The 1,906-nt window shown below is 70.7% G+C and carries 4 protein-coding genes; all 4 read left to right on the top strand.

The window, feature by feature from the left end; all coding sequences use genetic code 11:
* The first annotated feature begins 168 nt into the window (after positions 1 to 168).
* On the top strand, positions 169 to 240 hold the full coding sequence (locus H5J29_RS36680; protein WP_369804874.1) for a putative leader peptide: 72 nt from the start codon (positions 169 to 171) through the stop codon (positions 238 to 240).
* A 230-nt stretch (positions 241 to 470) separates the two neighbouring features.
* A complete protein-coding gene (locus H5J29_RS30975) occupies positions 471 to 1,013 on the top strand; it encodes a peroxidase-related enzyme (RefSeq protein ID WP_220188156.1) in 543 nt (180 codons plus the stop codon).
* A 33-nt stretch (positions 1,014 to 1,046) separates the two neighbouring features.
* Positions 1,047 to 1,661 carry a peroxidase-related enzyme gene (locus tag H5J29_RS30980; protein WP_181784487.1) on the top strand — a complete coding sequence of 205 codons (615 nt, stop codon included), beginning with the start codon at positions 1,047 to 1,049 and terminating at the stop codon, positions 1,659 to 1,661.
* Positions 1,658 to 1,906: aldehyde dehydrogenase family protein (locus H5J29_RS30985; protein WP_181784488.1), on the top strand; the 249-nt coding region annotated here is incomplete at its 3' end. The genes H5J29_RS30980 and H5J29_RS30985, both read left to right, overlap by 4 nt.

The raw sequence follows: 1,906 nt of genomic DNA on the forward strand, positions 1-1,906 counted from the left end.
GAGCGCACCCGAGATCCTGCCCTGTCCGTCGGGACGGGCCGCTCCGTGGGTGGGTGCCGTGGTGACCAAGAGTCCCGATCACGTCATCGGATCCGCCGAATCGGTTTGAGGCGCGCCGCACAGGAGCAGCGGTTGCCCCGGCAGCTGAGCGTCGGTTAACGTCGCCGCGTGACGATTCGACTGCCGCTGACCTCGCGTGCACACGTCGATTTCTGTCGCGTCTCCTCCTCGGTCTGTTGATCCCCCCGAGGTCTCCCCGCAGCGCCTGACCGGCCTGCCGTGCGTGCCACCTTCTGTGGCTTCCGCCTGCTGAAACCCCTCCCGGACGCCGTTCTCCCACGGTGACCGTCCGTCGCGCACGCCTGCCCTCCCACCTGGCGGGCCGCGCCCTTCCGCACTGTGCTGCGCCCATTTTCGGAAAGGAATCCGATATGTCCACCGAAGCACTCGAGAAGCAGACGATTTCGCGTTTGCGGGTCCCCGAGATCGAGGAGCTGCCCGCGAAACTGCAGAGCCAGATCGCGTCCCTCACCGCGACGTTGGGCTACACGCCGAACTGGGTCAGGGCGTTCGCTCTGGGCGGGGCCCACACCGCCCGCTTCAACGACTACCTCCTGGCGCTGCTCGACCCCAACCAGGGTCTGCTGCCCTACGTCGACCGCGAGATCCTCGCGACCGTCACCTCGGCGGAGAACGGCTGCAGCTACTGCCGCCTCAACCACGCGGGCAGCCTCGGCGACGCGCTCGGCGACCGCAGGCTCGGCACCCGGGTGGCGATCGACTACCGCGAGGTCCGCGAGCTGTCGCCGCGGCACCGTGTGCTCGCCGAGTTCGCGAGCAAGCTCGCGCTGCACCCGACCGAGGTCGAGGACGCGGACATCGCGGGCCTGCGCGAGCTGGGTCTCGACGACGAGCAGATCTACGAGGCGGTGCAGGTCGTGGCCGTCTTCGCCGCCGCGAACCGCTTCAGCATCTTCCTGCAGGTCACGCCCGACGACCAGTTCTTCGCCTGAGCCGAGCCCCCCACCCGGAAAGGACGCCACACCATGACGACGCTCGAGACCCAGCCCGAGACCCGCATCTCCCGCCTGAAGGTCCCCGCCCGCGAGGACCTGTCCCCGACCATCGCGCAGTTCTTCGAGCGGACCGAGGAGGCGGAGGGGTACGTCCCCAACTGGCTCAAGGCCTTCGCGCTCGGCGGCCCGGGGTTCACCCGGCTCAACGCCTACCTCTTCCCGCTGCTGCTCGGCTCGCCGGACAGCCCGAGCACGCTGTCGCTGCGCGAGCGGGACATCGTCGCCACCGTGGTCTCGGTGGCCAACCGGTGCAGCTACTGCCACGCGTTGCACGTCGACGGCCTCGGCAAGGTCCTCGGCGACCACCGCCTCGCCCACCGGGTCGCCCTCGACCACCGCGAGGTCGCCGAGCTGACCGACCGCGAGCGCCTGCTCTCCGACCTCGCGATCACGTTGACCCACACCCCCGGCGAGGTCTCGGACGCTCGGATCGAGGAGCTGCGCGCCGTCGGACTGTCCGACGAGGACATCTACGAGGCGGTCCAGATCATCTCGATCATCAACGCCACCAACCGGATCAGCATCGCCCTCGGCGTGCTCCCGGACGCGGAGCTGTTCGCCGCGCCCACCGACCCGGCGCAGTGAGCCTGGCGTCCACGACGGTCGACCGGCTGCCGGACAGCGGTGCGGCCGAGACCGCGGTGCGGGCCGCGGTCGAGGTCGCGCCGCAGCTCGCCCGCCTCCCCGCGGGCCGACGGGCGGAGGTGCTCCGCACGGTCGCCGACAGCCTGCTCGTCGAGGCCGCGGACGAGGCCGCCCGGATCACCGAGGCGACCGGGAAGCCGATCCGATGGTCGCGGACCGAGGTCGACCGGACCGCCGCGATCCTG

Origin of the sequence: Pseudonocardia pini (assembly GCF_013870575.1) — a bacterium.
Lineage (GTDB): Bacteria > Actinomycetota > Actinomycetes > Mycobacteriales > Pseudonocardiaceae > Pseudonocardia > Pseudonocardia pini.

Bases quoted from the DNA above. Each gene is read 5' to 3' on its own strand.
- H5J29_RS30980 (WP_181784487.1), top strand. From the start codon at position 1,047: ATGACGACGCTCGAGACCCAGCCCGAGACCCGCATCTCCCGCCTGAAG.